We start from the raw sequence: 25,300 nt of genomic DNA, 5'->3' as shown, positions 1-25,300 counted from the left end.
TGGCTGGCTTAACGTTGAGCGCGAAGACCGCGCCGTGTTCATGGCTTGCTGAGCGGAAATTATCTGCGTGTATTCACGCTGTACATTTGTTCAGTACAAAAACATGACTATAAAAGTCAATATTAAATACACCGATTATTTCAGGCCGATTTATTGGCCGGAACGGTGTTGCCGCAGCACCACATTTGTCCCGTCGGCACATCAGGAAACCAGCGTTCCCTCGATCTTTTTTCCCCAGTCGATCAGCGGCTTGGCCTTCAATGCAAAGGCGAAGAGTTCGTCGGCAAGCGCCGGCGACGTGATGCCGTCCGGATCAATGGGATGGCGCACGACGAAATGCCGGTTGCGCAGGGCTTCGACGAGGTCGGGATCGGTCACCGTTTCGAAGCCGCGCGGCGTGCGCTTCAGGCGGTCGTAATCGCTTAAGGTCAGGCCACCCTTTTTCAACGCGGCCACCATGGCGCGGTAGTTCTCCGGCTTGTCGACGATGGCCTTGCGCATGGCTGCGAGAAGCTCCGGCTTCTGCTGCCACCACGCGACGGCGGCGTAGCAGCCCTTGTAGTCCTCCAGACCGACGCAGACGTAGAAACAGCCCGATTCGGCCCATTTGCTGCCATCGGGCGAAAGCAGTGCGGAGAGATGCCGGTTGTAGGGGCTCTTGTCCTTGGCAAAGCGCGTATCCCGCTTGATGCGGAACTGCGATTTCTTGCGGTCACCCTTGAACGGCAATCCGGCCTTTTCAAACCGGGCGATCAGATCATCGATAAGGTCGCCCAGCGGCTCGTGCAGGTGGGCTTCGAACAGATCCTTGTTCTCAACGAACCATTCGCGGTTCTGGTGAAAATCCAGCGCCTTGAGAAAGGGCAGCGCCTTGTCGCCAAACCCCTTGAAAACCGTCTCGCTCATGCGCCCACCAGGGTAAACCAGGCATCTTCATCGATGACTTCGATGCCAAGGGACTGTGCCTGCGTCAGCTTGGAACCGGCCCCCGGCCCGGCCACCACCAGATCGGTCTTTTTCGAGACGGACCCGGCCGTCTTGGCGCCGTAGCGTTCGGCCATGGCTTTCGCTTCATCCCGCGACATGCGCTCCAGCGAACCGGTGAAGACAATGGTCTTGCCGACAACCGGCGAATTGCTGACGGTGCGCACCTCTTCGTCCAGCGGCGTCACTTCATCAAGCAGGGCAGCCAGCGCCGTCCGGTTGTGCTCTTCCGCATAGAAATCGACGAGTGCTTCCGCCACGATGCTGCCGATGCCCTCGACATCATTGAGCTCGCGCCAGGCGTCGTTGCCCTTGTCGGACTTGTCCGCCGGCAGGGCCGCCGCCTGCGCAACGGCTGCCAGCGCCGCGTAGGAGCGATAGGCCTTGGCCAGCCGCTTGGCATTGACCTCGCCGACATGGCGAATGCCCAGACCATAGATGAAGCGGCTCAGCGCCACCTGTCGCCGGTCATCGATCGCGTCATAGAGTTTCTTGACGGAGACAGCGCCGAAACCATCGATGTTTTCCAGCTTGGCCAGCGATGCCGCCTGCCTTTTCTTCAGCGTGAAAATATCCGCAGGCGTGCCGATATGCAGGGCCGGATCGTCGGATTTGAAGAAGAACTCGACCTGCTTTTCGCCAAGCCCCTCAATGTCGAAGGCATTGCGCGAGACGAAATGCCGGATGCGCTCCACCGCCTGCGCCGGGCAGATCAGCCCGCCGGTGCAGCGCCGGACCACTTCCCCCTCCTCGCGCACCGCATGCGAGCCGCAGGCCGGGCAGGTATCCGGGAAGGTATAGGCGGACGGGCCGCGCGGCTTGTCCGCGACGATATCGACGATCTGCGGAATGACGTCGCCCGCCCGCTGCACCACGACGGTATCGCCGACGCGCAGGTCCCGCCCCTCGCGGACCGGCTGGCCGTTCTGGCCGATGCCTTTGATGTAGTCCTCGTTGTGCAGGGTCACATTGGTAACGACGACACCGCCGACCGTCACCGGCTCGAGCCGTGCCACAGGCGTCAGCGCCCCGGTCCGCCCGACCTGAATGTCGATGCCCCGCAGGATGGTGATCGCCTGTTCCGCCGGGAATTTGTGGGCAATGGCCCAGCGCGGGCTGCGGGAGACAAAGCCCAGCCGCTGCTGCAGAGCGAGATCGTCAACCTTGTAGACAACGCCATCGATATCATAGCCCAGCGTCGCGCGCTGTTCCTCGATCTGGTGATAATGCCTGACCAGGCCATCCACCGTCTCGAACTTCTGCATCAGCGGATTGACGCGAAAACCGTAGGACTTGAAGGCCTCCACCATGCCCATCTGCGTTGCCGCAGGCATGGCGCTGACCTCGCCCCAGGCATAGGCGAAAAACTGCAGCGGCCGCGATGCGGTGATCGTCGCGTCGAGCTGGCGCAGCGATCCCGCCGCCGCATTGCGCGGATTGGCGAAAACCGGCTTGCCATCCTGCGTCTGGCGCTCGTTCAACGCGGCAAAATCCGCATGGCTCATATAGACCTCGCCGCGCACCTCCAGCACCTCGGGCGGATTGCCGTTCAATACATTCGGAATACTCGCGACAGTACGCGCGTTGAGCGTGACGTTTTCACCCGTCGTGCCGTCGCCGCGGGTGGCGGCGGTGACCAGGCGGCCCATCTCATAGCGCAGCGACAGGGACAGCCCGTCGATCTTCGGTTCGGCGGTGATTTCAACCGGCGCGCTGGCGCCCAGCTTGAGGAAGCGGCGGATGCGGTCGACAAAATCCTGCACGTCCTGATCGGAAAAGGCATTGTCCAGCGACAGCATCGGGATGGAATGCGTGACCTTGCCGAATTTTTCCGAGACCGTCGCACCCACCTTGTTCGAGGGTGAATCCTCGCGCTTCAGGTGCGGGAAACGCTGCTCGATGGCAAGGTTGCGCCGTCGCAGGGCGTCATATTCGCCATCGGATATCGTCGGCGCATCTTCCGTGTTGTAGCGGTAGTCGTGCTGGGCAATCTCCGCCGCCAGGCGGCCGAGTTCCTCTGCCGCTTCTGCTTCGCTCAATTCTTCTACGGGAATGTCTGCCATGGCCTGTCCGACGCTGAAAATACGGATTCGGCGGGAGATTAACTGAAGCGGCGCGCAAATGCACCGTTCAAAATCGGCGGGATCGGCAGGTTGCAGTCAGCTCCTGCCACAACCCGCTCTGCATGAAGATGGTGCGTGGTTCGACAAGCTCACCATGAGGGAGGTTTGTATTCTGCAGGACGCCAAGTTCCCTCATGGTGAGCTTGTCGAACCACGCAGCGCAGGCGTGCAACCCGCTCAGGAGGCAGCGGCGCTGTTCTCACGCAGAAGCCGCACCGCGGCGGCACGTGCTTCGTCCGTGACGCTGGCACCGGCCAGCATCCGGGCAATTTCTTCCTGGCGGTCACCCGTTTCCATGGCATGGATGGACGTGGCAACACGGTCATCGCCCCTGGCGGATTTGGCGATGAGAAAATGCGTCTGCGCGCGTGCCGCCACCTGCGGCGCATGGGTGACCGACAGCACCTGCACCCGGTCCGACAGGCGGCGCAGCCGCTGGCCGATGGCATCGGCCACGGCACCGCCAACGCCCGTGTCGATTTCGTCGAACACCAGTGTCGGCGCCGAACCGCGGTCCGCCAGCGCCACCTTCAACGCCAGCAGGAAGCGCGACAGCTCACCGCCTGACGCCACCTTCATCATCGGCCCCGCCCGGGTGCCGGGATTGGTCCGCACCCAGTATTCGACTGTATCGATGCCCTCGGGCAGGCGGTTTTCCGGGTCCGCCGCCATCTCGACGATGAATTCGGCCCGTTCCAGCTTCAGCGCCGGAAGCTCGGCCATGACGGCTGCCTTGAGGTGACCGGCGGTTTCGTGCCGCTCCCGTGACAGCATCGCCGCCGCTTCGTCATAGGCGGCCCGCGCCGCGACAGCTTCCTTTTCCAGCGCGCCGAGCCGCTCGGTGCCCGCATCGATATCCGCGAGATCCGCATCCATCTTGTCGCGCAGGCCGGCGAGATCATCCACCGGTACGGAATATTTGCGCGCCGCACCGCGCAGGGCGAAAAGCCGCTCTTCGGTCTGCTCGAGAACACGCGGATCGAAATCAATGGCACGGATGGCCTGTTCAATGCCGTTTTGCGCTTCCGTCAGGGCGTTGAGCGCCTCGTCGATGGCCTTGACCACCGGCTCCAGCAACTGTGGCGCTTCCGGCACCTTGCGCTCCAGCCGCCGCACCAGGCTCGCCAGCGACGGCACCGGGGAACCCGAGCCCGACAGCACCTCGTTGGCATCGTTGACATCGCCAGCGATCTTTTCCGAGCGCATCATTTCGGTGCGCCTGGTGGCCAGCGCCTCTTCTTCCAGCGGTTCCGGATCAAGCTTTGTCAGCTCGTCGACGGAGGCGCGCAGATAATCCGCCTCGCGCGTCGCCGCCTCAACCTTGGCGCGGTGCCGCACCAGCGTGTTTTCCGCATCCCGCCAGGTCTTGTGCAATGAGCGGACCGTTGCCGCCTTGGTTTCCAGCGAACCGAAAGCGTCGAGCAGTGTACGGTGAATATCGATATCGATCAGTGCGCGGTCATCGTGCTGGCCATGGATTTCGACCAGTCGCCGGCCGAGCTCCTTCAACAGCGTGACGCTTGCCGCCTGGTCGTTGATGAAGACACGGCTGCGGCCATCCGATGTCTGCACGCGGCGCAGGATGATGTCGCCGTCATCGCTGATGTCGTTGTCGCGCAGGAGTTCGCGGGCAGGATGGGCACCCGCCACGTCGAACACGGCCGTTACCTGCCCCTGCTCCGCGCCGTGGCGCACCAGCGAGGCATCGCCGCGCGCGCCGAGGGCGAGCGACAAGGCATCGAGAAGGATGGATTTTCCGGCGCCGGTCTCGCCGGTGAGTACCGACAAGCCATCGCGAAACTCAATGTCGAGCCGTTCAATCAGAACAATATCGCGGATCGACAGGTGCGAAAGCATGAATCGCTCAGGTTAATAGTGGATCAGGCGCCATTTTTCTTGCTGCCCACGATCGTCTGGGCAGCCTGTGACAGCCAGGAACCGGCATTCTGGCGCGGCTCCAGACCACCGCTCTGCAGCAGCTTGTAGCTGTCCTTGTACCACTGGCTGTCCGGGTAGTTCTGTCCGAGCACCGCTGCGGCCGACTGCGCCTCGCTGGTCAGACCCAGCGCATAATAGGCTTCGGTCAGGCGTGCCAGTGCTTCTTCGACATGGCGGGTGTTGGAATACTGTTCGACAACGCCGCGGAAGCGCTTGATCGACGCCAGATATTCCTTGCGTTCCAGATAATAGCGGCCGACCTGCATTTCCTTGCCGGCGAGCTGGTCGCGGCCGAAACGGATCTTTTCCTTAGAATCGTCGACATATTCCGACTGCGGGAAACGCTCGACGACTTCATTGAACGCCGTGATGGAGCGGCGTGTCATGGTCTGTTCGCGCGTCACGTCCGGAATCTGGCGGTAATAGCACAGGCCGGTGATGTAATAGGCGTAGGCGGCTTCCGGCTGCGTCGGATACAGCGCGATGTAGCGCTTGGTCATGGCGAGCGAGTCGTCATACTTGCCTGCACGGTAATTGGCGAAAGCCCCCATCACCAGCGCCTTGCGGGCGAATTCGGAATAGGGATGCTGGCGATCGACGGCATCGAACTTCTTGGCGGCCTCGTCGAGGCGCCCGGCATTCAGATTGGCGAGAGCCTGGTTGTAGAGCACATCGGCGGGCTCGATTGTGTCGACATAGGCCGACAGGTCGAGATCCTTGTCATTCGAAGCACAACCGGAAATGGCTGTTGCACCGGCAACGGACGCCATAAGAAGGGCCAACCGGGCCTTGCTGCCAAACCCTGCACTCATCGACATTCTGCAACTCGCCATTCTGTCTTAGGCCCCATTCAAGAAATTAGAGCATTCTGCGCAAATCCGATATCACGTTTGCGCATCATGCTCTAGATACTGTCAAACTCACTGTCAGTTGCGCGTTCTTAAACCACAAGCCAACAGAATCAGCAATCTTATTGCCATCTATTCGTCCAAATTTGTGGCGGAGGCAGAAATGAGTTGAGAAAAGAACATATTCCCTTATTTCGGCAGCGACATATGCCCTACCCGGTAAATCCGGGTCGCCTCATCGGCCTGTTCCGGCTGCGCCGCAGCCCACAGCCGGAAACGCACCACCGTCCATGTGGTCGGCTCGAAACCCGCCACGGATGCAAGAATACCGTTGTGTTCGCCATCCCGCAGCACCCGCCCGCTTTCCTGTTTGCGTCTTTCGCCCAGGGGCGTGGAGGCGTCGACCGGCACAATCTCCCGCGTCGCAAACGCCGCCTGCGACACGTCGGGCGACACGAAGGCCTGCCAGACAAACCAGGACTTTACCTGCGGCCGGCCGAATGCGCCCGACACGCCGGCAAACCCGTCCCCGCCGAGAAAATTGTTCAAACCCTCCACATCGTCCCACAGATAAAACGGCGCATAGAGGTTGTCACGGCTGCGGGTCGCATCCGTGCGGCGGGCCGACAGATAGGCCTTGAAGCGCAGATGCGGATAGTTGTCGAGCAGATGCCCCTTCTCGGCGATCCGCCGGTCGATGATCCCCATGTCATAATCGGCAGGCAGGGTGAAACTGTACTGCATCGCAATCATGATCGTTCTCCTTGTCGTATGACGGGTTCAAGCCAATGCACCGACTTGCCGTCTTGCACGGCCTGAATGCTGACATAGGAGAACGCGCTGTCAGCGCTGGCGCCATGCCAATGGCGTTCATCCGGAGCGAACCAGACGCAATCCCCGGCCCGCAGTTCTTCAACCGGTCCGCCGTCCCTCTGGGCAAGGCCGACGCCGGACAGGACATAGAGAAACTGTCCGCGCGGATGGGTGTGCCAATGGGTGATGACCGATGGGTCGACGGTGGCACGCATCACGGTGTTCTCACCTTCGCTTTCGCTTTCCAAAAGCATTTCCGCCCAGAACGGCGCGGAGGATATGCCCTCCGGCGCGCGTCCGATTGCCGTCCCTGCCCGCCGTATCGTCATTTCCGCCGGACAGGCCTTTGGTTTCGTGGTTATGTCGTTCATGGACTGATTTCCTGTACTGAGAGAAAGCCGGGTCAGGCGACGTCGAGCATCTGCATGCCGCCATTGCTGAAGGACCATTCATCGCGCGAGGACGTGCTGATGATAATCATGACATCCTCGGGGCGCACGCCAGGAGAGACCGCGAGCTTCTCGACAAGCCGCTCGTAGAACGCCTTCTTCGTCGCCGTATCGCGCGGTTTGCCGATGGTAATGGCAAAGATGATGAAATCGTTGGAGCGCGGGCCGCCGAGATAATGGCGGTCGAAAATGAACTCGTTCGGGCGGTGCTGGTGGATGACCTGGAAAAGATCGTTCTGCGGAACATTGAACGTCTCGATCATCGCCTGATACAGGCTGTCCGACACGGCTTTCAGATAATCATCAGACTTGCCCTGCATGAGGGAAATACGGGCGAACGGCATGGAACGATCCTCTTCGTCTGGCGCCCCGGCACATGGTGTGAAGCGCAATTGAACTTGACGGAACGGTTCTAGCACCGCACAATCATCCTGATAATCAGAAATATATGGATCGATGATCCTGAAAAATTGGACGATAAATATGCGCCGGACCATATTCGACCTGGATGTTCTGCGAACCCTCACGACGGGCGTCGACCTTGGCAGTTTTGCCAAGGCAGCCGACAGGCTCGGCCGGTCGACCTCTGCTGTCAGCGCCCAGCTGAAAAAGCTGGAGCAGCAGGCGGGAACGCCGATCTTCCAGAAATCCGGGCGCGGCCTTGCCCTGACCGACGCGGGCGAGACGATGCTCGCCTATGCAAGGCGCCTGCTCGACCTCAACGACGAAGCGGCGAGCGCCATTCACGGCATCGAACTGGAAGGCTGGGTACGGCTCGGCCTGCAGGAGGATTTCGGCGAAACCCTGCTGCCCAATATTCTCGGGCAGTTTGCGCGGGCCCATCCCAAGGTGCGCATCGAAGCGCGGGTGGCCCGCAATGCGGAGCTGCTTGAGCGCGTCGCATCCGGCCGCCTCGATCTCGCGCTGGCCTGGAACAACAGCGCACCGCTGTCCAACAGCGAACGCGTCATGGAGGTTCCCATGTGCTGGGTCGGCTCCATCAATCCCGACATGGCGTGGCAGAAGTCCGGCAGCGAACCCCTGCCGCTGGCCGCTCTCGAAGCGCCCTGTCTGTTGCGCACCGCCGCCATCAATGCGCTGGATCGCGCCGGCATCGCCTGGCGCCTGGCGTTCATCAGTCCAAGCCTGGGTGGCCTGTGGGCCGCAACGGCGGCGGGGCTCGGCCTCACCATCCGCACGCCGATCGGCTTGCCGGGAACGGTGCAGGCGATACCGCCCGGGGAAAACGGGCTGCCCCTGCTGCCAAATCTGGGATTGGACCTTTACCGGGCCGATGCGGAACCGTCGCCGGTCACGGCCCGGCTGGCATCGATCATCCTGCAGGCATTGCACGAGTCAGTGCGTGTGGGAGCAAAGGCCGCTTAGAGGGGTTGAACGGGTGGTGCGTGGTTCGACAAGCTCACCATGAGGGAGGATGGGGATTGCAGGGAGCTATAACTCTGCAACCTCGGCGAGATTGGCATTGCAGCCCACCCAAATCCCTCATGGTGGGCTTGTCGAACCACGCATGACATCAATTGCAAGACTGGCTAGACAGCCCAGGGTGCAAACACCGGTGCATGGACCGCGACGAGGGACGCCCCGCGCCCCGGGATGCCCGCCGTTTCGACAATCTCGAACGCAGAGTGATCGGACAGCAGTGCCCGCAGCGCCATGGCGTTCAGGCGGTGGCCGCCGCGATAGGAACGGAAGCAGCCGATGAACGGCGCCCCTGCCAGGGCAAGATCACCAATGGCATCCAATGTCTTGTGGCGCACGAACTCATCGGGAAAGCGCAGGCCGCCGGGATTGATCACCGTATGGTCATCGCCGATGACAAGCGAATTATCCAATGACGAACCGAGCGCCAACCCGGCAGCCCAGAGCTTTTCCACATCGCGCATGAACCCGAAGGTGCGGGCGGATGCAATCTCGTCGCGGAACACCGCCTCGCTCATATCTGCGGCAAAGATCTGCCTGCCGATGACGGGCGTGTCGAAATCGATCTCCACCTCGTAGCGTGTGACGTCATGGGGGACGAACTCCGCCCAGGAGGCACCGGCTTCGATGCGCGACGGTTTGAGCACGCGGATATAGCGCCGCCGGGCGGTCTGCTGGACCAGCCCAGCCTCATCGAAGGCCACGAGGAAGGCGGCCGATGTGCCGTCGACGATCGGCACTTCCGGCGCGTCGATCTCGATGATCAGATTGTCGATCCCTGCCCCGGATATCGCGGCCATCACATGTTCCACGGTGCTGACGGTCGCGCCGCTCCGCTTGCCCAGCGTGGTGCTGAGATCCGTCGTGCCGACTTCCGAGACCAGCGCCTTGATGGCATGGCTGCGCCCTTCGCCATCCCGCCGGTGAAAGACGATGCCCGTATCGGCGGCAGACGGCACGAAGGTCATCGTGACGGGTGCGCCGCTGTGGACGCCAACGCCGGACAGCGAAACCCGCTCTGCAATGGTCGTTTGATAGTCGCGCAACTGAGACCCCATGCCCTGCTCTGCCCATATCATCGTAAAATCAATCTGTGCCGTTCTGCCAGAATCAAGGTGAACCGCAGCTATTTTGCGCGGGACGATACAATTGACGCGGCGTCAGGCAAAATCACGGTTTCGGCAGTCCCGCAAAGGTCCTGCACGGACAAGAACTAGGTCGTTTTCGAGGTTTTTCAATAGTTTGAACGAAAAAACCCGCCATTGAGACAATGGCGGGTTTCATATTTCTTAACAATACGTGATCGGATCAGTTGGCCTGGCGGCGCAGGAATGCCGGGATTTCCAGCTGATCATCTTCCGACGACTGGCGCGACTGGGGCTGAACACGGCCCTGTTCGTCGAGCTGTCCGCGGCGCGGTGCATAGATCGATGCATCCTGCGACAGCGGGCGGCGCGGCTCTGCCGGACGCATGGCCGGTTCGCGCGGCTGTGCCGGTTCAAGCCGTGCAGTGTCGTCTTCGCGGCGGGTCAGGCCGGCGGTGAGGCGCTTCAGCAGACCCATCGGGCCACGGTCTTCGTGGCTGTCATAGGATGCCTGGTCGCGGCCGTGATCACGCGCGTTGAGTTCCGCCTGAACAACCGGCGGGAAGTCGGACACGTTTGGCATGCGCGGTGCCGGTGCGGGCTGCGCGACGGGCGCCGCCTGCATCTGGACCTGCGGCTGCGGCGCCGGCTGATGGACAGGCTGCTGCGGTGCTGCGGCAACCGGTGCGTCGAACACTTCCGGCGCAGGTGCCTGGAAAATGCGGCTCTGCGGACGGAATTCCTGTTCCGCCGGCTGCGGTGCGCGCAGCGGCATTTCCATTTCGGCGGCGCGGATGGCGTCGGCGACCGGATCGGCAAGGCGGGCTGCCGGCTGCTGCACGACAGGGCGCGGCGCAACAGTCTCGACCCGTGCGGCCGGCTGCTGGACCGGCTTGGCAATCGGCTTCATCGGCTGGCGAAATTCGATCGGCGCAGGGGCCGACTCTCCCAGTTGCTTGTCGATACCCGTTGCCACGACCGAAACGCGGATGATGCCTTCGAGGCTTTCGTCGAAGGTCGCGCCGAGGATGATGTTGGCATCCTGGTCGACTTCTTCGCGAATGCGCGTTGCCGCTTCGTCGACTTCGAACAGCGTCATGTCACGGCCGCCGGTGATCGAGATCAGCAGGCCCTTGGCGCCGCGCATCGAGGTTTCGTCGAGCAGCGGGTTGGCAATGGCAGCTTCGGCAGCGGCCATGGCGCGGCCATCGCCGGATGCTTCGCCCGTACCCATCATCGCCTTGCCCATCTCGCGCATCACCGAACGCACGTCGGCGAAGTCGAGGTTGATCAGGCCTTCCTTGACCATCAGGTCGGTGATGCAGGCAACACCGGAGTAGAGAACCTGGTCCGCCATGGCGAAGGCATCGGCAAAGGTCGTCTTGTCATTGGCGATGCGGAAGAGGTTCTGGTTCGGAATGACGATCAGTGTGTCGACATTCTTCTGCAGGTCCTCGATGCCCATATCGGCGGTGCGCATGCGGCGCTGGCCTTCGAAATGGAAAGGCTTGGTGACGACACCCACGGTCAGGATGCCTTTTTCGCGGGCGGCGCGGGCAACAACGGGCGCAGCACCGGTACCGGTGCCGCCACCCATGCCGGCGGTGACGAAGCACATGTGCGTGCCCTGCAGGTGATCGTTGATTTCATCGATGCATTCTTCAGCGGCGGCGCGGCCGACTTCCGGCTGCGAACCGGCGCCCAGACCTTCGGTTACCGCAGCACCAAGCTGAATGAGACGTTCAGCCTTCGACTGCGAGAGGGCCTGCGCATCCGTATTGGCCACAACAAACTCAACACCGCGCAAACCGGCATTGATCATGTTATTGACCGCGTTGCCACCGCCACCGCCAACACCAAACACGGTGATCCGGGGCTTAAGCTCGGTAATGTCCGGCTTTTGCAGATTGATGCTCATTTGTTTGTTCCTTTTTCCTTTACCGCTTCGCCGCCGCGGTATCTCTTTTGGGTTTCCCCGGATTGATCAAAAACTCTCTTTCAGCCACTGGCCGATACGCTGAAAACGCCCACCCGTACCCGTCATCAGCGATGATGAACCGGCCTTTACAGAACGCTCCTCAATTCCTGCCACCTGCGGATAGATCAACAGACCCACCGCTGCGGAGAAAGCTGGCCCCTTGGCTGCTTCGGGAAGCCCCGTCACACCCAGAGGACGGCCAATACGTACGTTGCGGGCCAGAATACGGCGCGCCACTTCAGGCAAACCCGCCAACTGGCTGGCCCCGCCTGTCAGGACAACACGCTTGCCGACAATCTGGCCGTAGCCGGACTGGTTGAGGCGGTCGCGTGCCAATTCCAGTGTTTCTTCAACGCGCGCCCGGATGATGCGTGTCAGCACCGCGCGCGGATATTGGTTGGGAACGTCGCGGCCGTCATTGCCGAGCGGCGAGACGCTGATGAGATCGCGGTCATCGGCAGCGCTTGGCAGGGCCGATCCGTGCATGACCTTCAGCCGTTCCGCGTCGTCCATATGGGCGGAAAGACCGCGCGCCACATCCATCGTCACGTGATTGCCGCCGATGGCGATGGCATCCGCATGGATGAACTTGCCTTCGGAGAACACGGAAATGGTGGTGGTGCCGCCGCCCATGTCGATGCAGGCCGCGCCCATTTCCGCTTCGTCGTCGACGAGCGCCGAAAGGCCGCTGGCGTAAGGGGTTGCAATCATCGCCTCCACCGAGAGGTGGCAGCGGTTGACGCAGAGTTCGAGGTTGCGCAGCGGCGCCGCATCGGCGGTCAGCACATGCATCTCGACCCCAAGCGTATCGCCGATCATGCCCAGCGGATCGCGGATACCCCTTTCGCCATCGAGCGCATAACCGATGGGCAGCGAATGCACGAGATGGCGTTCCGTTGCCAGCGCCTGCTTGGCACCGGCGGCCAGCACGCGGCGGATATCGGACTGGTCGACTTCATGGCCGCCCAGATTGATGCTGGCGGAAAAGCTTTCGCTCTTCAGGCGCCCGGCGGAAATGTTGACGATCATCGAATCGACGGTCAGGCCAGCCATGCGTTCGGCCGCATCGACCGCCAGGCGGATGGCCTGCTCGGCCGCGTCGAGATTGACGATGACGCCTGATTTGATGCCGCGCGATTTCTGGTGGCCGATGCCGAGCACCTCGATGCGATGGGTGCGGCCGGGCAGATGCGCGCTTTCCTCGCGCGGACGCAGCCGGGCGATGATGCAGCACACCTTGCTTGAACCGATGTCAAGAACCGTCAAAGACCGCGTCCGTTTTGCGGAAGCAGCTCCAGTCGACGTGCTCTTTCCGTTCAGAATACTCATATACGCTTCTCCGAACGCTTAGGCGCCTTGTCTCGCGCCTTCAAAAACTCTACGCGCTGCACCATCGCATCTGGCGTCAGCTTCAAAACAACCCGGTCGGCAAGCCGCATGTCGACCGACGCGATCGCCCGGGACAACAGCCCGTCCTTCCGGTCCATCTTCACGATATCGGCCAGTGCCTGATCGATACGGAATTCCGGCAGCATCACCGTCACGCCGTTCTTCAGGATCAGATCCCAGCGCCGGTCGCCGATGCGGGCATAGGCCCGGACCTGCGATACGACATCCGGAAACGCTGCAATCTGCGCGAACAGCATTTTCGCCTGCTTGTCGGCACCCGCGCCCATGATCAGCGGCAGCGCCGAATGGCGGCCGGACGAATAGGGAACGATCACGCGGCCATCCTCGTCGATGATCGAGAGATCATCGCCGTTCTGCCAGACAGCCAGGGCGGAGCGCTCGTGAATCGAAATCTGGATCGTGTTCGGATAGACCTTGAACACATCGACGGATTCAACCCACGGCAGCGTTGCCACGGCCTTCTGCGCATCGGCGGCACTCAGGCCGACCAGCGAGGTCTCGCCATCGAGGCCAAGCGCGCCGAGCACGTCGATCTCGGAAGTTTCCTTGTTGCCGACCACCTTCACGTCTTCGATGGCAAAACCGAAGGTCGATGTCGTTACCTTGACCACCTCGGGAGCATGGCCGCCAAGAATGGCACCGTAAGCGCCGGTCAGCGCCAGAAAGACGACAGCGCCGAGGGTTCCCGTATGATTGGGGATATGAACCTCCCCTTCGACCATGCGGGTGAAGACGCGCACAGGCTTGCGCAGGAATTTCGGCAGGACGAAGCGGAAACGGCCAAAAGCCGCCATCCTGTCCGAAGACACTGGCGCCACACCCCGGGGGTGCACTTTTTTGCCCTTCAACGCAAACACGATGCGTCCTCCACCATCCAACTCAACAATTCACCGAAGGTATGCCCTGCGGCTTTGGCGATATCAGGTACAAGAGATGTTGGAGTCATGCCCGGCTGGGTGTTTATCTCCAGCCAAATCAGTTCGCCATCTTCGGAAAAACGGTCGTCGTAACGGAAGTCCGACCGGCTAATCCCTTTACATCCAATTGCCTGATGCGCCTTGAGTGCTAGTGTTTGTATTTTTTGGTAAATTTTTAGTGAAATTTTAGCCGGACACACATGATTTGATCCGCCTGCAACATATTTTGAATCATAATCGTAGAACTGATGACCCACGGGAATGATTTCACACACCCCGATGGCTACATCGCCCATCACGGCGCATGTCAGTTCGCGCCCATGGATGTAGCGTTCGACCATGACGGTGTTGCCATATTTCCATTCCGGCGAGGTGATCACCTGCGGCGGATGCGACTGATCCTCCTTGACGATGACGACACCGAAGCTCGACCCCTCATTGACGGGCTTGACCACATAGGGCGGCTTCATCGGATGTTTCGCGGTGAAATCGAAACGGTTCATCACCTTGGCTTCAGCCACGGGAACACCGGCAGCCCTGGCGATGGTCTTCGCCTGCTCCTTGTCCATGGCCAGCGCCGACGCGAGCACGCCGGAATGGGTATAGGGAATTTCCAGATATTCGAGGACGCCCTGGATCGTACCGTCCTCGCCGAAAGGACCATGCAGCGCATTGAACACTACATCGGGGCGCAGCTCAGCCAGCACGCTGGCGATGTCCCGGGTCACGTCAACGCGAGTGACCGGATAGCCCTCGGCCTCCAAAGCATCGGCGCAGGCATTGCCCGAGGAGAGACTCACCGGACGCTCCGATGAAAATCCGCCCATCAGCACCGCAACATGCTTTTTCGCCATGAAGGCAACCCCTTGTACACATCCCCATCAAAGCCGAAAAACGACATGAGTCTCCGCACGCCCGGCGATCAAGACCGCAGGCACCCGAGGCTGACCAAATCAGCCGACTCAAATCAGTTAACGCTTGCCCCTAAAGAATCAGAGAGTTGATTCCGTGACAAGTCCCCTTTGATTCAACAATGAAATTTGGCGTAAAAAAAAGTGTTTGCGATTCGATTTCGGAAACAAAATCAGAGGCAAACGCGCCTCTGATTCAACGTAAAAAAATTTCGGTTTTTGCTACAAAAGCTGCCCCATATACTCCTGCACTTCCTGGCCGGGACGGAAAAGCCCCAGACGCTTGATTTCCCAGTGCAGATGGATGCCGGAGTTTTGCAGCACGAGCGAGCGGATCGTCTCGCCGAGGGTTTCAAGGTCATGACCGCTGGCCGTGCCGGTATTGATCATGAAATTGCAGTGCATCGGCGACATCTGTGCACCGCCGATCATCAGGCCGCGACCGCCCGCCGCGTCGATTTCCTTCCAGGCGGATGTGCCTTCCGGGTTCTTGAAGGTCGAGCCGCCGGTCTTCTCGCGGATCGGCTGCACGGTTTCGCGATGCTGCTGCACCGCATGCATCGCCGCCTGAATGGCATGGGTTTCGCCGGGTGTTCCCTCCAGCAATGCGGAGGTGAAGATCAGGTCGCCGGCTGCGCCGCAATGGCGATAGGCATAACCCATGTCGGCATTGGACAGGATATGCACATTGCCCCTGCGGTCGAGCGCCCGCACCTCGACCACCCGCTCACGCGTCTCGACCCCGTTGGCACCGGCGTTCATGCGCAGCGCGCCGCCCAGCCCGCCGGGAATGCCGTGGTAGAAATGGAAACCGGCGATCTTCGCCTCGAGCGCCGCTGCGGCAAGCCGCTTGTCCGGCGTCGCGGCACCGGCCCGCAACTGCGTATCGCCGACGCGCTCGACATCGCCGAAGCCCTTGGCGGAGAGGCGCACGACAAAACCGGGCACGCCGCCGTCACGCACCAGAAGGTTGGAACCGATGCCCACGACAAGGATCGGATATTCTTCGGGAACGGCCTGCAGGAAGGCTGCGAGGTCTTCCTCGTCGGCAGGCTGGAACATGACTTCCGCCGGGCCGCCGGCGCGGAACCAGGTCACCTTTTCCATGCCCATATTGGGCGTCAGCCGCCCGCGCAGCCCCGAGAAACGATCCCCCAGCTTGCCAAGCAGGGCCTCGCCGTCAATCCTTGAAGACATGATATCCTTCCAGCAGTCTTGGCGTGAAGCACAGCAGCGTCACGCAACCGCAAAATCTAAAGCGCTGCCAGCTCCTTTGGCAAGGCATATGCCCATTGGGTGATGTTGCCGGCACCCAGGAAAACCACGAAATCGTCGGGCTTGGCGATGGTGGCGATCAAGGGCGCGATGTCCTGCGGACCCTGGATATAGCGCGCGTCGCGGTGCGCCGCCGTCCTGATGCGGGACACCAGCGCTTCCGATGTGACGCCCTCGATCGGGTCTTCGCCAGCGGTATAGACCGGCGCGACGATCACGGTATCGGCATCGTTGAAGCACGCAGCAAACTCGTCAAAGAGGCTCGCCAGACGGGTAAAGCGATGCGGCTGGACGATGGCGATCACCCGGCCCTTGGCGGAATCGCGCGCGGCCTTCAGCACGGCCTTGATCTCGACCGGATGGTGGCCGTAATCGTCGAACACATCGACGCCCTTCCACGAACCGGTATGGGTAAAGCGCCGCTTCACGCCGCCGAAAGACGACAAGCCCTTCTTGATATCCTCGGCGGAAATGCCGAGTTCATGCGCCACGGCAATCGCCGCTGTCGCGTTCGACACGTTGTGCCTGCCGGGCATCGGCAGCCGCAGGCCCTTGATCTCGGTGGTCTCGCCGGTCTTGCGCTTGGCAATCTGCACGTCGAACTGCGAGGTCGGACCATCGACCACGAGATTGACGAAACGCACGTCCGCCTGCGGGTTTTCACCATAGGTGATAACGCGGCGGTCCTCGATGCGCGACACCAGCGACTGCACTTCCGGATGGTCGAGGCACATGACGCCGAAGCCGTAGAACGGCACGTTCTCGACGAACTGCCGGAAGGCTTCGCGCACCCGGTCGAACGTACCGTAGTGATCGAGATGCTCCGGATCGATATTGGTGACCACGGCGATATCGGCAGGCAGCTTCAGGAAGGTGCCGTCGCTCTCGTCGGCTTCCACCACCATCCATTCGCCCGCGCCCATGCGGGCATTGGTGCCATAGGCATTGATGATGCCGCCATTGATGACGGTCGGATCGAGATTGCCCGCATCGAGCAGCGTTGCCACCATCGAGGTGGTCGTGGTCTTGCCGTGCGTGCCGCCAATGGCGACCGCCTGACGGAAGCGCATGAGTTCCGCCAGCATTTCCGCCCGGCGCACGATGGGCAAAAGTTTTTCGCGCGCGGCAACGAGTTCCGGATTGCTCTTCTTGATCGCTGTCGACACCACGATAACCTCGGCGTCACCGAGATTGTCCGCATCGTGTCCGACAAAGACCTCGATCCCCTTGTCACGCAGACGCTGCACATTGGCGCTGTCCGCCTGATCGGAACCCTGGACCTTGTAGCCGAGATTGTGCAGGACTTCGGCAATGCCGCTCATGCCGATACCGCCGATACCGATGAAATGAACAAGGCCGATGTTGAGCGGCATCTTCATGGACGCACTCCTTTTTTGAAAACTTCAGAAGGAGACGAGGTCATAGCGAACTCATCTCACCGTAAGGGATTGGCCGGATGCAATAGCCTCTGTGAGGTCGGCAAGCAACCTTGCAGCGTCCGGCTTGCCCGTCGAGCGGGCTTTTTCCGCAATAAATGCCAGCCGCGTTGGTTCGTGCATGGCGCTGGTCAGGATATGGGCGATCCGCTCCGGCGACAATTCCGACTGCTTGATGACATCGGCTCCGCCCGCGGCCTGCAAGGCAGCGGCATTGGCCGCCTGATCATGGTCAAGCGCATGCGGGAAGGGAACCAAAATGGCCGGGCGGCCGATGGCGGCGATTTCCGACACGGTCGAGGCGCCGGAACGCGACATGACGAAATGCGCATCGGAAATGCGCCGCGGCATATCCTTGAAGAACGGCGCGACCTCGGCCTTCACACCCATGGCCTGATAGGCGGCGCGCACCTGTGCCTCGTCCTCGGCGCGGGCCTGCTGCGTCAGCACCAGACGGGCCCGGTCCTCCGGCGACAGAAGCTGGATGGCAGCGGGGATGGCAGTTGAAAAGTACGAGGCGCCCTGACTGCCGCCGAACACCAGAAAATGAAACGGCTGGTGCGCCTGCGACGCCTTGTAGGCCTTGCCGACTTCCGCCAGCACGGCCGGGCGGACCGGATTGCCCGTCACCACGATCTTGCCGGCATAGGGGCCTTCGCCCTGCGGCAGGAACCCGCCGGCAATGGCATTGACGCGGGCAGCAAGCGCCTTGTTGGCACGGCCCATCACGGCATTCTGTTCGTGGATGAGCGTCGGGATTTTCAGCGCCGTCGCCGCATAAAGCGGCGGCAGCGTGGGGTAGCCGCCGAAGCCCGCCACCATTTTCGGCTTCAGGCGCCGGAACAGTTTGCGGGAATCGAGATTGCCCTGCCAAAGCGTCCAGAAGGTGCGGACGAGAGAAATCGGGTTGCGTCCGCCGATGGTGGCCGAGCGCACCACATGGATTTCCTTGGCCGGAAAGCTCCCGGCGAACCGTTCGGCGCGGTCATCGGTTGCCAGATGGATATCCCAGCCGCGTTCGATCAGCGCATGCGCCAGCGCTTCCGCCGGAAACAGGTGCCCGCCCGTGCCCCCGGCACACAGAACAATAATCCCCTTCGACATCAGTCCCTCAGATAGCGTTGGCCAGTGACGGCGTTTTCGTGTTTGCCAGCGTCGCCGACCGCCTGCCCTCGGGTCTGCGCCTTGTCAGCGCCAGCAGCAGTCCCGTCGAAATTGCCACCGAGATGAGCGACGAGCCGCCATAGGAGATGAACGGCAGCGTCATGCCCTTTGCGGGCATCAGGTGCAGGTTCACCGAAATGTTGATGATCGACTGGAAGCCGAACAGGATGACGAGGCCGGAGACGGCAAGGCGGGTGAAATCGTCCCGCTCCTTCAGCGCGATCGACAGGCCGCGAATGACGATGAAGGCGAAGATCAGCACGATCAGCAGGCAGAGCGCGATGCCATACTCCTCGGCGGTCACCGAGAAGATGAAGTCCGTGTGGCTGTCGGGGATGATGCGCTTGATGGTGCCTTCGCCCGGACCCTGCCCGAGCCAGCCGCCGCGAATGATCGCCTCGCGCCCGGCATCCACCTGGAACGTATCGCCTTCGCCGGTCATGAAACGGTCGATGCGGCCCGCCACGTGCGGGAAGATCGTGTAGGCGCCGAAGAAACCGGCAACGCCGAGAACGCCAAGGCTGATGATCCACAGCCACGGCACACCGGCCATGAAGAACATGGCACCCCAGGTGATGGCGGTCAGAATGGTCTGGCCAAGGTCGGGCTGTGCCACCAGCAGTGCCGCGACAACGCCGAACAGCACCATGGAGAAGAAGTTGCCGGGAATATCCTTGCGCCGCTCATTCTCGGAAAACAGCCAGGCGCAGACAATGACGAAAGCCGGTTTCATGAATTCGGATGGCTGGATGGAGATGCCCGCCAGCGACACCCAGCGGCGCGCGCCCTTGACTTCGATGCCGAAGAACAGGGCGCCAACCATCGCCAGCATGGAAAGACCGAGCAGGATGATGGCAAAGCGCCGGATGGTGCGTGGTGCCATGAACGACACGGCGAACATGACGAACACTGCAGGCACCATGAACATCGACTGGTGCTTGACGAAGTAAAAACTCTCAAGGCCGATGCGCTCGGCAACGGCGGGGCTTGCGGCAAACGAAAGCAGGATGCCCAGTCCCATCAGGCTGAGACAGGCTGCCAAAAGGAAACGATCAATCGTCCACCACCAGTCGGCTACGGGTCCACGGTCAATGCGGCTTACCATCAATTCGCTCCCTGGATAGGTGATGCGCCCGCAAGCGCCAATACGGCGGAGCGGAAGGCCTCGCCGCGTTTTTCAAAATTCTGAAACTGGTCGAAACTGGCACAGGCAGGCGACAGCAGGACCACAGCTTCCTGCGATCCGTCGCCGGCCGCATCGCGCGCGGCGTGTTCCACAGCGGCGGCGATCGTGCCTGAAATTTCATACGGCGCCGCCTCGCCCAGCGTTGCCGCAAACTGCGGTGCCGCCTCGCCGATCAGATAGGCCTTGGCGATACGCGGGAAAAACCCGGCTAGCGAGGCAATGCCACCTTCCTTGGGCAGGCCGCCGGCAATCCAGTAGATGCGCGGGAAGGACGACAGCGCGGGCGCGGCCGCATCCGCATTGGTCGCCTTGGAATCGTTGACGAACAGCGTCCTGCCCTGCCGCGCCACCTGCTCCATGCGGTGCGCGAGGCCGGGAAAGGTTTTGAGGCCCGCATTGATCTCATCCGCCGAGAGGCCGACGGAACGGCAGGCGGCAAAGGCTGCCAACGCGTTCTGCGCATTGTGTTCGCCGCGCAGCGACCCGATGCCCTGCAGCGAGGCGACGGCAGTTTTCGCGCCGCTTTCAGCGAGATACAGCGTCGCGCCGTCGGCGAAATAGCCGTTCGGGATAGGCAGGCGCTTGGAAATGCGGATCACCGGTTTGCCCGCACGCTCCAGCCGGTCGGCAATCGCCGCGCAGAAACTGTCATCGACACCGACAATCGCCGTCTCGCTGCCCGCCACCAGCCGTTCCTTGATCTCGGCATAGTGCTGCATGGTGCCATGCCGGTCGAGATGATCCGGCGTCAGGTTCAGAAGGATACCGGCGGTCGGATTGATCGACGGTGCAAGATCGATCTGGTAGGACGAGCATTCCACGACATAGTGGCGCCCATCCGCCGGCGGTTCCAGCGTCATGACGGCGGTGCCGATATTACCGCCCAGCTGCATGTCACGGCCCGACGCCCTGATGATATGCGCGATCAGCGCCGTCGTCGTCGACTTGCCGTTGGTGCCGGTGATGGCGATGAACGGGCTGTTCTTTCCCGCCAGATTGCGCTCGCGCACGAAGAGTTCGACATCGCCGATGATTTCAACGCCCGCGGCGCGGGCCAGATCCACCGTCCAGTGCGGACGCGGATGGGTCAGCGGCACGCCGGGCGACAGAACGAAGGAGGAAAACTGCTTCCAGTCGACGAGACGCAGGTCACTGGTTTCGATGCCGGCGCCTTGCGCCCGCGCAACGCTTTCAGGATTATCGTCCCAGGCAATGACCCGCGCCCCGCCAGCGACAATCGCCTTTGCCGTCGCAATACCCGAACCGCCGAGCCCGAAGAGCGCGACGGTCTTGTCCTGCATGGAGTGGGCAGCGATCATGCAACTGGCCTTATCTGAGCTTGAGTGTGGAAAGGCCGATCAGCGCGAGAATGACGGCGATGATCCAGAAACGGATCACGACCTGGCTCTCGGTCCAGCCCTTCTTTTCGAAATGATGGTGGATCGGCGCCATCAGGAACACGCGTTTTCCCGTCAGCTTGAACGAGGTGACCTGGATGATGACCGACATGGCTTCCATGACGAAGACGCCGCCGATGATGGCCAGAACGATTTCGTGCTTGGTGGCAACGGCGACGGCACCGATGAGGCCGCCCAGCGCCAGCGACCCGGTATCACCCATGAAAATGGCGGCGGGCGGCGCGTTGAACCAGAGAAAACCGAGACCCGCGCCAATGACAGCGCCGAGAACCACGGCAAGTTCACCCGTGCCGGGTGTGAAATGGATCTGCAGGTAATCGGCAAAGATCGCATTACCCGCGAGATAGGCGATCACCCCGAACGAGGCGGCGGCGATCATCACCGGAACGGTGGCAAGACCATCGAGACCGTCGGTGAAATTGACGGCATTGCCCGCGCCGACCATGACGAAAGCGGCAAAGGGAACGAAGAAAATGCCGAGATTGAGGATCAGCTGCTTGGCAAAGGGGAAGGTCAAGGACGAAGAGAACGGTTCCTGCCCCGCCCACATGATGGCAAGACCGGCCAGCGCGGCGACGAGGAACTCGATGCCGAGGCGCGCGCGGGCGGAAAAGCCCTTGAACGACTGTTTGCTGACCTTGAGATAATCATCGTAAAAGCCGATGGCCCCGAAGCTCACGGCAACCAGAAGCACGACCCAGACATAGATGTTGGACCAGTTGGCCCAGAGCAGCGACGAGATCAGGATACCGGTCATGATCATCAGGCCGCCCATGGTCGGCGTCCCGGCCTTCTTGAAGTGGGTTTGCGGGCCGTCCGCGCGGATCGGCTGGCCGCGGCCCTGCCGGACGCGCAGGGAGTCGATGATGCGGGGACCGAACAGAAACACGATCAGCGCCGAGGTGATCAGCGCGCCGCCGGTCCTGAACGTGATGTAGCGGAACACGTTCAGAAATTGGATATGTTCCGCCAGACCGGCCAGATAATAAAGCATAGACTATGTCCCCATCCCCGTAAGCTCACTCGGCAGGACCGGCGGGCTCCACGGCGTTGTACTTCTGTAGGATTGCCTTGACGATCCGGACAAAACCGATTCCTTTCGATGATTTGATCATGATCACATCACCGGCCCTGATCGTGTTCAGCAGATTTGACTGCAATTCGTCGACGCTCTGCCTGTATTCGGCGTGAAATTCAACCGGCAAGGCCGCTTTAAGCGCCGCCATTTCAGGTCCGCCGAGAAAAACCATGTTGATATGATTGGCCGTGATCACCGGTGCCAGGTCCGCATGCAGCTTCGGCGCCTGCTTGCCGAGTTCCAGCATGTCGCCGAGCACGGCAATGCGGCGCCCCTTGCCCGTGGGCACGGCGGCAGCCAGAAGCTCTATCGACGCGCGCACCGAAGCCGGATTGGCGTTGTAGCTCTCATCGATGAGCGTGAACGTGCCATTGCCGATTTCGAGCAGGTGGCGTGCACCGCGCCCGCTTTCCGGCCGCAGCGATGCCAGCGCCAGCGTGACCTTGGTCATGTCGGCGCCTGTCAGATGCGCCGCGCCGAGCACCGCCAGCACGTTCTGCACGATGTGCCTGCCCGGCGCGCCGACCTTGACGACGGCTTCGGAACCAGCGAGCCGCACGGTCATGCAGGAGCAGGCATCGTGCAGCTTGAGCGCGCGCAGGCGATAATCCGCCCGGGCATTCTCACCAAAACTCTTGATGTGCTCGACGCCGGCATTGCGCGCCAGCGTTTCCAGAAGCTTGTAGTGCTTGTCGTCGCGATTGAGCAAGGCATAGCCGCCGGGCACAAGCCCTTCAAAAATCTCGGCTTTTGCCGTCGCGATTTCCTGCAGGTTCTTGAAATGGCCAAGATGCGCCGGAGCGATCAGCGTGACGATCGCCACATGCGGGCGAACCATTTTCACCAGCGGACGAATCTCGTCCGCATGGTTCATGCCGATTTCAAAAACGCCGTAATCCGTGTCCTCGGGCATGCGGGCGAGCGTCAGCGGCACACCCCAGTGATTATTGAACGAGGCAACCGATGCATGAACCTTGCCCGAATCCGCCAGGACGTGCCGCAGCGCTTCCTTGGTGGTCGTCTTGCCGACGGAACCGGTCACGGCGATGATCTGGGCATGGGAGCGTTCGCGCGCCGCAAGGCCGAGCCGCGTCATGGCTGCCAGCACGTCATCGACTACGATCATTGGGGTCTTGAGTTTGCCGAGCGCGGGCAGCTTCACTTCCGCAACCACGAGCAGCGCCGCACCGGCAGCCACCGCCGCCGTGGCAAAATCATGCCCGTCGAGTGCATCGCCCTTGATGGCGAAAAACGCCTCACCCTTGCGCAGGGTGCGCGTATCGATGGAAATCCCGGTAATGCCTTCGGGCAGCGCGCCAACCGGACGGCCGTTCATGGCCTCAATCATGGCTTCGGAGGTCCAGAGCAAACTCATGGATTGCGCTCCCGGGCCAGACGGTCCTTCAGGGCCTGGGCAACTTCCGTGTGATCGGAGAACGGCAGCACGACGGTCCCGACGGTCTGGCCTTCTTCGTGGCCCTTGCCCGCGACAATCAGCGTATCGCCGGATTTCATCATGGCAACCGCCACGCGGATCGCCTCATGCCGGTCGCCGATCTCCTGCGCGCCGGGAGCGGCGGCGAGAATTTCAGCGCGGATGGTGGCGGGAACTTCCGAGCGCGGGTTGTCATCGGTCACGATGACGACATCGGCAAGGCGGGTAGCGATTTCGCCCATCATCGGGCGCTTGCCCTTGTCGCGGTCGCCGCCGCAGCCGAACACCACGATGACGCGACCTGTCGTGAAGGGACGGACCGAGGTGAGCACATTCTCCAGCGCATCGGGCTTGTGGGCGTAATCGACATAGGCGGGCGCCCCCTCTTCCGTCGCACCGACAAGATCGAGCCGTCCAGGCGCGCCCTTCAGCCGCTCGAGGCCGCGCATGGCCGCAGCGGCGGGAACGCCTGTTGCAATCGCAAGCCCCGCGGCCACAAGACCATTGGCCACCTGAAAATCGCCCGCCAGCGGCAGGGTGATCTCAAAGATCTCGCCGGCAATCTGCACTTCCACATGCTGGCGGAACCGCTCATGCTCAACACGCTTCAGCGTGATGAATTCGCCCTTGCGGCCGACCGTCAGCACCTTGCAACCGGCTTCGGTGGCCGCCGCAATGGTCGGCTTGGAAAAGGGATCGTCAGCAAAAATGACGGCAGGCGCGCCCTTCGGCAGCAGTTCCCTGAACAGACGCAGTTTGGCGGCGTGATATTCCTCAACCGTCGGATGATAATCCATGTGGTCGCGGCCAAGATTGGTGAAAGCACCGGCCGACAGCTTCACACCATCGAGGCGGCGCTGGTCAAGGCCATGCGACGAGGCTTCCATGGCCGCATGGGTGACACCCTCTTCGACCAGTTCGCTCAGCAGCTTGTGCAGTTCGACGGGATCAGGCGTGGTCAATGAACCGTAATCATTGCGCGTCGGCGAAACCACGCCTGTCGTGCCGATGCTGGCCGAGGCGAAACCGGCATTGGCCCAGATCTGGCGGGTGAAGGATGCCACCGATGTCTTGCCGCTGGTGCCGGTGATGGCGACCATCACATCGGGCTGCACCCGGTAGAAGCTGGCAGCCGCAAGCGCGAGCGCACGGCGCGGATCGTCCACATAGATGATCGGGGCGGAGACGTTGCTCAGCTTGGAATCGCTGGCGGCAACGATGATCGCAGCGCCGCGTTTTGCCGCGTCCGCAGCATAAACGCTGCCGTCCGCCTTCGAGCCTTTCAGGGCCGCGAAGAGGAAACCGGGCTTGACCTCACGCGAATCGGAAGTCAGGCCATTGATCGTCGTTTCCCCGAATTCGGAGATTGCCAGGGCAGGTATGCCGTTCAATTCTTTCAGTTTCATGACCGA

21 protein-coding genes are annotated in these 25,300 nt (G+C 61.7%); 1 reads left to right on the top strand and 20 read right to left on the bottom strand.

Translation table 11 applies throughout. The features are described 5' to 3' along the window. Positions 1–201: 201 nt before the first annotated feature. The 7 genes from ACZ25R_RS08920 to ACZ25R_RS08890 all read right to left on the bottom strand — a co-directional run bounded on the left by ACZ25R_RS08920 (position 202) and on the right by ACZ25R_RS08890 (position 7,499). Entirely contained in the window at positions 202–906 is a 705-nt protein-coding gene (locus ACZ25R_RS08920) for a DUF2461 domain-containing protein (RefSeq protein WP_463012113.1), read from the bottom strand. Next, positions 903–3,047, bottom strand: coding sequence for an NAD-dependent DNA ligase LigA (ligA, locus tag ACZ25R_RS08915; RefSeq protein WP_472460755.1), 2,145 nt, complete (start codon positions 3,045–3,047; stop codon positions 903–905). Before ligA ends, ACZ25R_RS08920 begins: the two co-directional genes overlap by 4 nt. Positions 3,048–3,284: 237 nt before the next feature. Next, on the bottom strand, positions 3,285–4,964 hold the full coding sequence (gene recN / locus ACZ25R_RS08910; protein ID WP_472460754.1) for a DNA repair protein RecN: 1,680 nt from the start codon (positions 4,962–4,964) through the stop codon (positions 3,285–3,287). Positions 4,965–4,987: 23 nt separating this feature from the next. Next, positions 4,988–5,857, bottom strand: coding sequence for an outer membrane protein assembly factor BamD (locus ACZ25R_RS08905; protein WP_223612741.1), 870 nt, complete (start codon positions 5,855–5,857; stop codon positions 4,988–4,990). A gap of 225 nt (positions 5,858–6,082) precedes the next feature. Further along, on the bottom strand, positions 6,083–6,646 hold the full coding sequence (locus ACZ25R_RS08900; protein ID WP_472460753.1) for a DUF4865 family protein: 564 nt from the start codon (positions 6,644–6,646) through the stop codon (positions 6,083–6,085). Then, the gene (locus tag ACZ25R_RS08895) at positions 6,643–7,077 is read right to left on the bottom strand and encodes a cupin domain-containing protein (RefSeq protein ID WP_472460751.1); all 435 of its coding nucleotides are present in this window, start codon (positions 7,075–7,077) and stop codon (positions 6,643–6,645) included. Before ACZ25R_RS08895 ends, ACZ25R_RS08900 begins: the two co-directional genes overlap by 4 nt. A 32-nt stretch (positions 7,078–7,109) precedes the next feature. Beyond that, positions 7,110–7,499, bottom strand: a complete 390-nt coding sequence (locus ACZ25R_RS08890) for a tautomerase family protein (RefSeq protein ID WP_464661230.1) — start codon at positions 7,497–7,499, stop codon at positions 7,110–7,112. Between the two features lie 139 nt (positions 7,500–7,638). On the opposite strand from ACZ25R_RS08890, the gene ACZ25R_RS08885 reads away from it, so the two are divergent. Continuing rightward, positions 7,639–8,541, top strand: a complete 903-nt coding sequence (locus ACZ25R_RS08885) for a LysR substrate-binding domain-containing protein (RefSeq protein ID WP_472460750.1) — start codon at positions 7,639–7,641, stop codon at positions 8,539–8,541. A 164-nt stretch (positions 8,542–8,705) separates the two neighbouring features. On the opposite strand, the gene lpxC is transcribed toward ACZ25R_RS08885, so the two are convergent. The 13 genes from lpxC to ACZ25R_RS08820 all read right to left on the bottom strand — a co-directional run bounded on the left by lpxC (position 8,706) and on the right by ACZ25R_RS08820 (position 25,294). Continuing rightward, a complete protein-coding gene (lpxC, locus tag ACZ25R_RS08880; RefSeq protein ID WP_472460749.1) occupies positions 8,706–9,653 on the bottom strand; it encodes a UDP-3-O-acyl-N-acetylglucosamine deacetylase in 948 nt (315 codons plus the stop codon). 250 nt (positions 9,654–9,903) lie between these two features. Beyond that, positions 9,904–11,598 carry a cell division protein FtsZ gene (ftsZ, locus tag ACZ25R_RS08875; protein WP_472460748.1) on the bottom strand — a complete coding sequence of 565 codons (1,695 nt, stop codon included), beginning with the start codon at positions 11,596–11,598 and terminating at the stop codon, positions 9,904–9,906. Positions 11,599–11,664: 66 nt separating this feature from the next. Beyond that, positions 11,665–12,987, bottom strand: coding sequence for a cell division protein FtsA (ftsA, locus tag ACZ25R_RS08870; protein WP_472460747.1), 1,323 nt, complete (start codon positions 12,985–12,987; stop codon positions 11,665–11,667). Beyond that, positions 12,984–13,925, bottom strand: a complete 942-nt coding sequence (locus tag ACZ25R_RS08865; RefSeq protein WP_472460746.1) for a cell division protein FtsQ/DivIB — start codon at positions 13,923–13,925, stop codon at positions 12,984–12,986. The genes ftsA and ACZ25R_RS08865 overlap by 4 nt, the downstream gene beginning before the upstream one ends. Next, the gene (locus ACZ25R_RS08860; protein ID WP_472460745.1) at positions 13,913–14,839 is read right to left on the bottom strand and encodes a D-alanine--D-alanine ligase; all 927 of its coding nucleotides are present in this window, start codon (positions 14,837–14,839) and stop codon (positions 13,913–13,915) included. The genes ACZ25R_RS08865 and ACZ25R_RS08860 overlap by 13 nt, the downstream gene beginning before the upstream one ends. A 279-nt stretch (positions 14,840–15,118) precedes the next feature. Then, a complete protein-coding gene (murB, locus tag ACZ25R_RS08855; protein WP_472460744.1) occupies positions 15,119–16,093 on the bottom strand; it encodes a UDP-N-acetylmuramate dehydrogenase in 975 nt (324 codons plus the stop codon). Positions 16,094–16,149: 56 nt separating this feature from the next. Next, positions 16,150–17,550 carry a UDP-N-acetylmuramate--L-alanine ligase gene (gene murC / locus ACZ25R_RS08850; RefSeq protein ID WP_464661236.1) on the bottom strand — a complete coding sequence of 467 codons (1,401 nt, stop codon included), beginning with the start codon at positions 17,548–17,550 and terminating at the stop codon, positions 16,150–16,152. A gap of 51 nt (positions 17,551–17,601) precedes the next feature. Further along, positions 17,602–18,711, bottom strand: coding sequence for an undecaprenyldiphospho-muramoylpentapeptide beta-N-acetylglucosaminyltransferase (gene murG / locus ACZ25R_RS08845; RefSeq protein WP_472460743.1), 1,110 nt, complete (start codon positions 18,709–18,711; stop codon positions 17,602–17,604). A 7-nt stretch (positions 18,712–18,718) separates the two neighbouring features. After that, positions 18,719–19,876: a putative lipid II flippase FtsW gene (gene ftsW, locus ACZ25R_RS08840; RefSeq protein WP_105732195.1), complete on the bottom strand. Its 1,158-nt coding sequence runs from the start codon at positions 19,874–19,876 to the stop codon at positions 18,719–18,721. Beyond that, on the bottom strand, positions 19,876–21,276 hold the full coding sequence (gene murD, locus ACZ25R_RS08835; protein ID WP_472460742.1) for a UDP-N-acetylmuramoyl-L-alanine--D-glutamate ligase: 1,401 nt from the start codon (positions 21,274–21,276) through the stop codon (positions 19,876–19,878). The genes ftsW and murD overlap by 1 nt, the downstream gene beginning before the upstream one ends. 10 nt (positions 21,277–21,286) lie before the next feature. Further along, on the bottom strand, positions 21,287–22,369 hold the full coding sequence (mraY, locus tag ACZ25R_RS08830) for a phospho-N-acetylmuramoyl-pentapeptide-transferase (protein ID WP_105732193.1): 1,083 nt from the start codon (positions 22,367–22,369) through the stop codon (positions 21,287–21,289). 25 nt (positions 22,370–22,394) lie between these two features. After that, on the bottom strand, positions 22,395–23,828 hold the full coding sequence (locus ACZ25R_RS08825) for a UDP-N-acetylmuramoylalanyl-D-glutamyl-2,6-diaminopimelate--D-alanyl-D-alanine ligase (RefSeq protein ID WP_223612729.1): 1,434 nt from the start codon (positions 23,826–23,828) through the stop codon (positions 22,395–22,397). Continuing rightward, the gene (locus ACZ25R_RS08820) at positions 23,825–25,294 is read right to left on the bottom strand and encodes a UDP-N-acetylmuramoyl-L-alanyl-D-glutamate--2,6-diaminopimelate ligase (protein ID WP_403176960.1); all 1,470 of its coding nucleotides are present in this window, start codon (positions 25,292–25,294) and stop codon (positions 23,825–23,827) included. Before ACZ25R_RS08820 ends, ACZ25R_RS08825 begins: the two co-directional genes overlap by 4 nt. Positions 25,295–25,300: the final 6 nt, after the last annotated feature.

Source organism: Phyllobacterium sp. RCAM01083, assembly GCF_055685835.1.
This window is presented reverse-complemented; position numbering and strand designations above follow the sequence as displayed.

Bases quoted from the DNA above. Each gene is read 5' to 3' on its own strand.
- ACZ25R_RS08920 (WP_463012113.1), bottom strand. From the start codon at position 906: ATGAGCGAGACGGTTTTCAAGGGGTTTGGCGACAAGGCGCTGCCCTTT.
- ligA (WP_472460755.1), bottom strand. From the start codon at position 3,047: ATGGCAGACATTCCCGTAGAAGAATTGAGCGAAGCAGAAGCGGCAGAG.
- recN (WP_472460754.1), bottom strand. From the start codon at position 4,964: ATGCTTTCGCACCTGTCGATCCGCGATATTGTTCTGATTGAACGGCTC.
- ACZ25R_RS08905 (WP_223612741.1), bottom strand. From the start codon at position 5,857: ATGAGTGCAGGGTTTGGCAGCAAGGCCCGGTTGGCCCTTCTTATGGCG.
- ACZ25R_RS08900 (WP_472460753.1), bottom strand. From the start codon at position 6,646: ATGATTGCGATGCAGTACAGTTTCACCCTGCCTGCCGATTATGACATG.
- ACZ25R_RS08895 (WP_472460751.1), bottom strand. From the start codon at position 7,077: ATGAACGACATAACCACGAAACCAAAGGCCTGTCCGGCGGAAATGACG.
- ACZ25R_RS08890 (WP_464661230.1), bottom strand. From the start codon at position 7,499: ATGCCGTTCGCCCGTATTTCCCTCATGCAGGGCAAGTCTGATGATTAT.
- ACZ25R_RS08885 (WP_472460750.1), top strand. From the start codon at position 7,639: ATGCGCCGGACCATATTCGACCTGGATGTTCTGCGAACCCTCACGACG.
- lpxC (WP_472460749.1), bottom strand. From the start codon at position 9,653: ATGGGGTCTCAGTTGCGCGACTATCAAACGACCATTGCAGAGCGGGTT.
- ftsZ (WP_472460748.1), bottom strand. From the start codon at position 11,598: ATGAGCATCAATCTGCAAAAGCCGGACATTACCGAGCTTAAGCCCCGG.
- ftsA (WP_472460747.1), bottom strand. From the start codon at position 12,987: ATGAGTATTCTGAACGGAAAGAGCACGTCGACTGGAGCTGCTTCCGCA.
- ACZ25R_RS08860 (WP_472460745.1), bottom strand. From the start codon at position 14,839: ATGGCGAAAAAGCATGTTGCGGTGCTGATGGGCGGATTTTCATCGGAG.
- murB (WP_472460744.1), bottom strand. From the start codon at position 16,093: ATGTCTTCAAGGATTGACGGCGAGGCCCTGCTTGGCAAGCTGGGGGAT.
- murC (WP_464661236.1), bottom strand. From the start codon at position 17,550: ATGAAGATGCCGCTCAACATCGGCCTTGTTCATTTCATCGGTATCGGC.
- murG (WP_472460743.1), bottom strand. From the start codon at position 18,711: ATGTCGAAGGGGATTATTGTTCTGTGTGCCGGGGGCACGGGCGGGCAC.
- ftsW (WP_105732195.1), bottom strand. From the start codon at position 19,876: ATGGTAAGCCGCATTGACCGTGGACCCGTAGCCGACTGGTGGTGGACG.
- murD (WP_472460742.1), bottom strand. From the start codon at position 21,276: ATGATCGCTGCCCACTCCATGCAGGACAAGACCGTCGCGCTCTTCGGG.
- mraY (WP_105732193.1), bottom strand. From the start codon at position 22,369: ATGCTTTATTATCTGGCCGGTCTGGCGGAACATATCCAATTTCTGAAC.
- ACZ25R_RS08825 (WP_223612729.1), bottom strand. From the start codon at position 23,828: ATGAGTTTGCTCTGGACCTCCGAAGCCATGATTGAGGCCATGAACGGC.
- ACZ25R_RS08820 (WP_403176960.1), bottom strand. From the start codon at position 25,294: ATGAAACTGAAAGAATTGAACGGCATACCTGCCCTGGCAATCTCCGAA.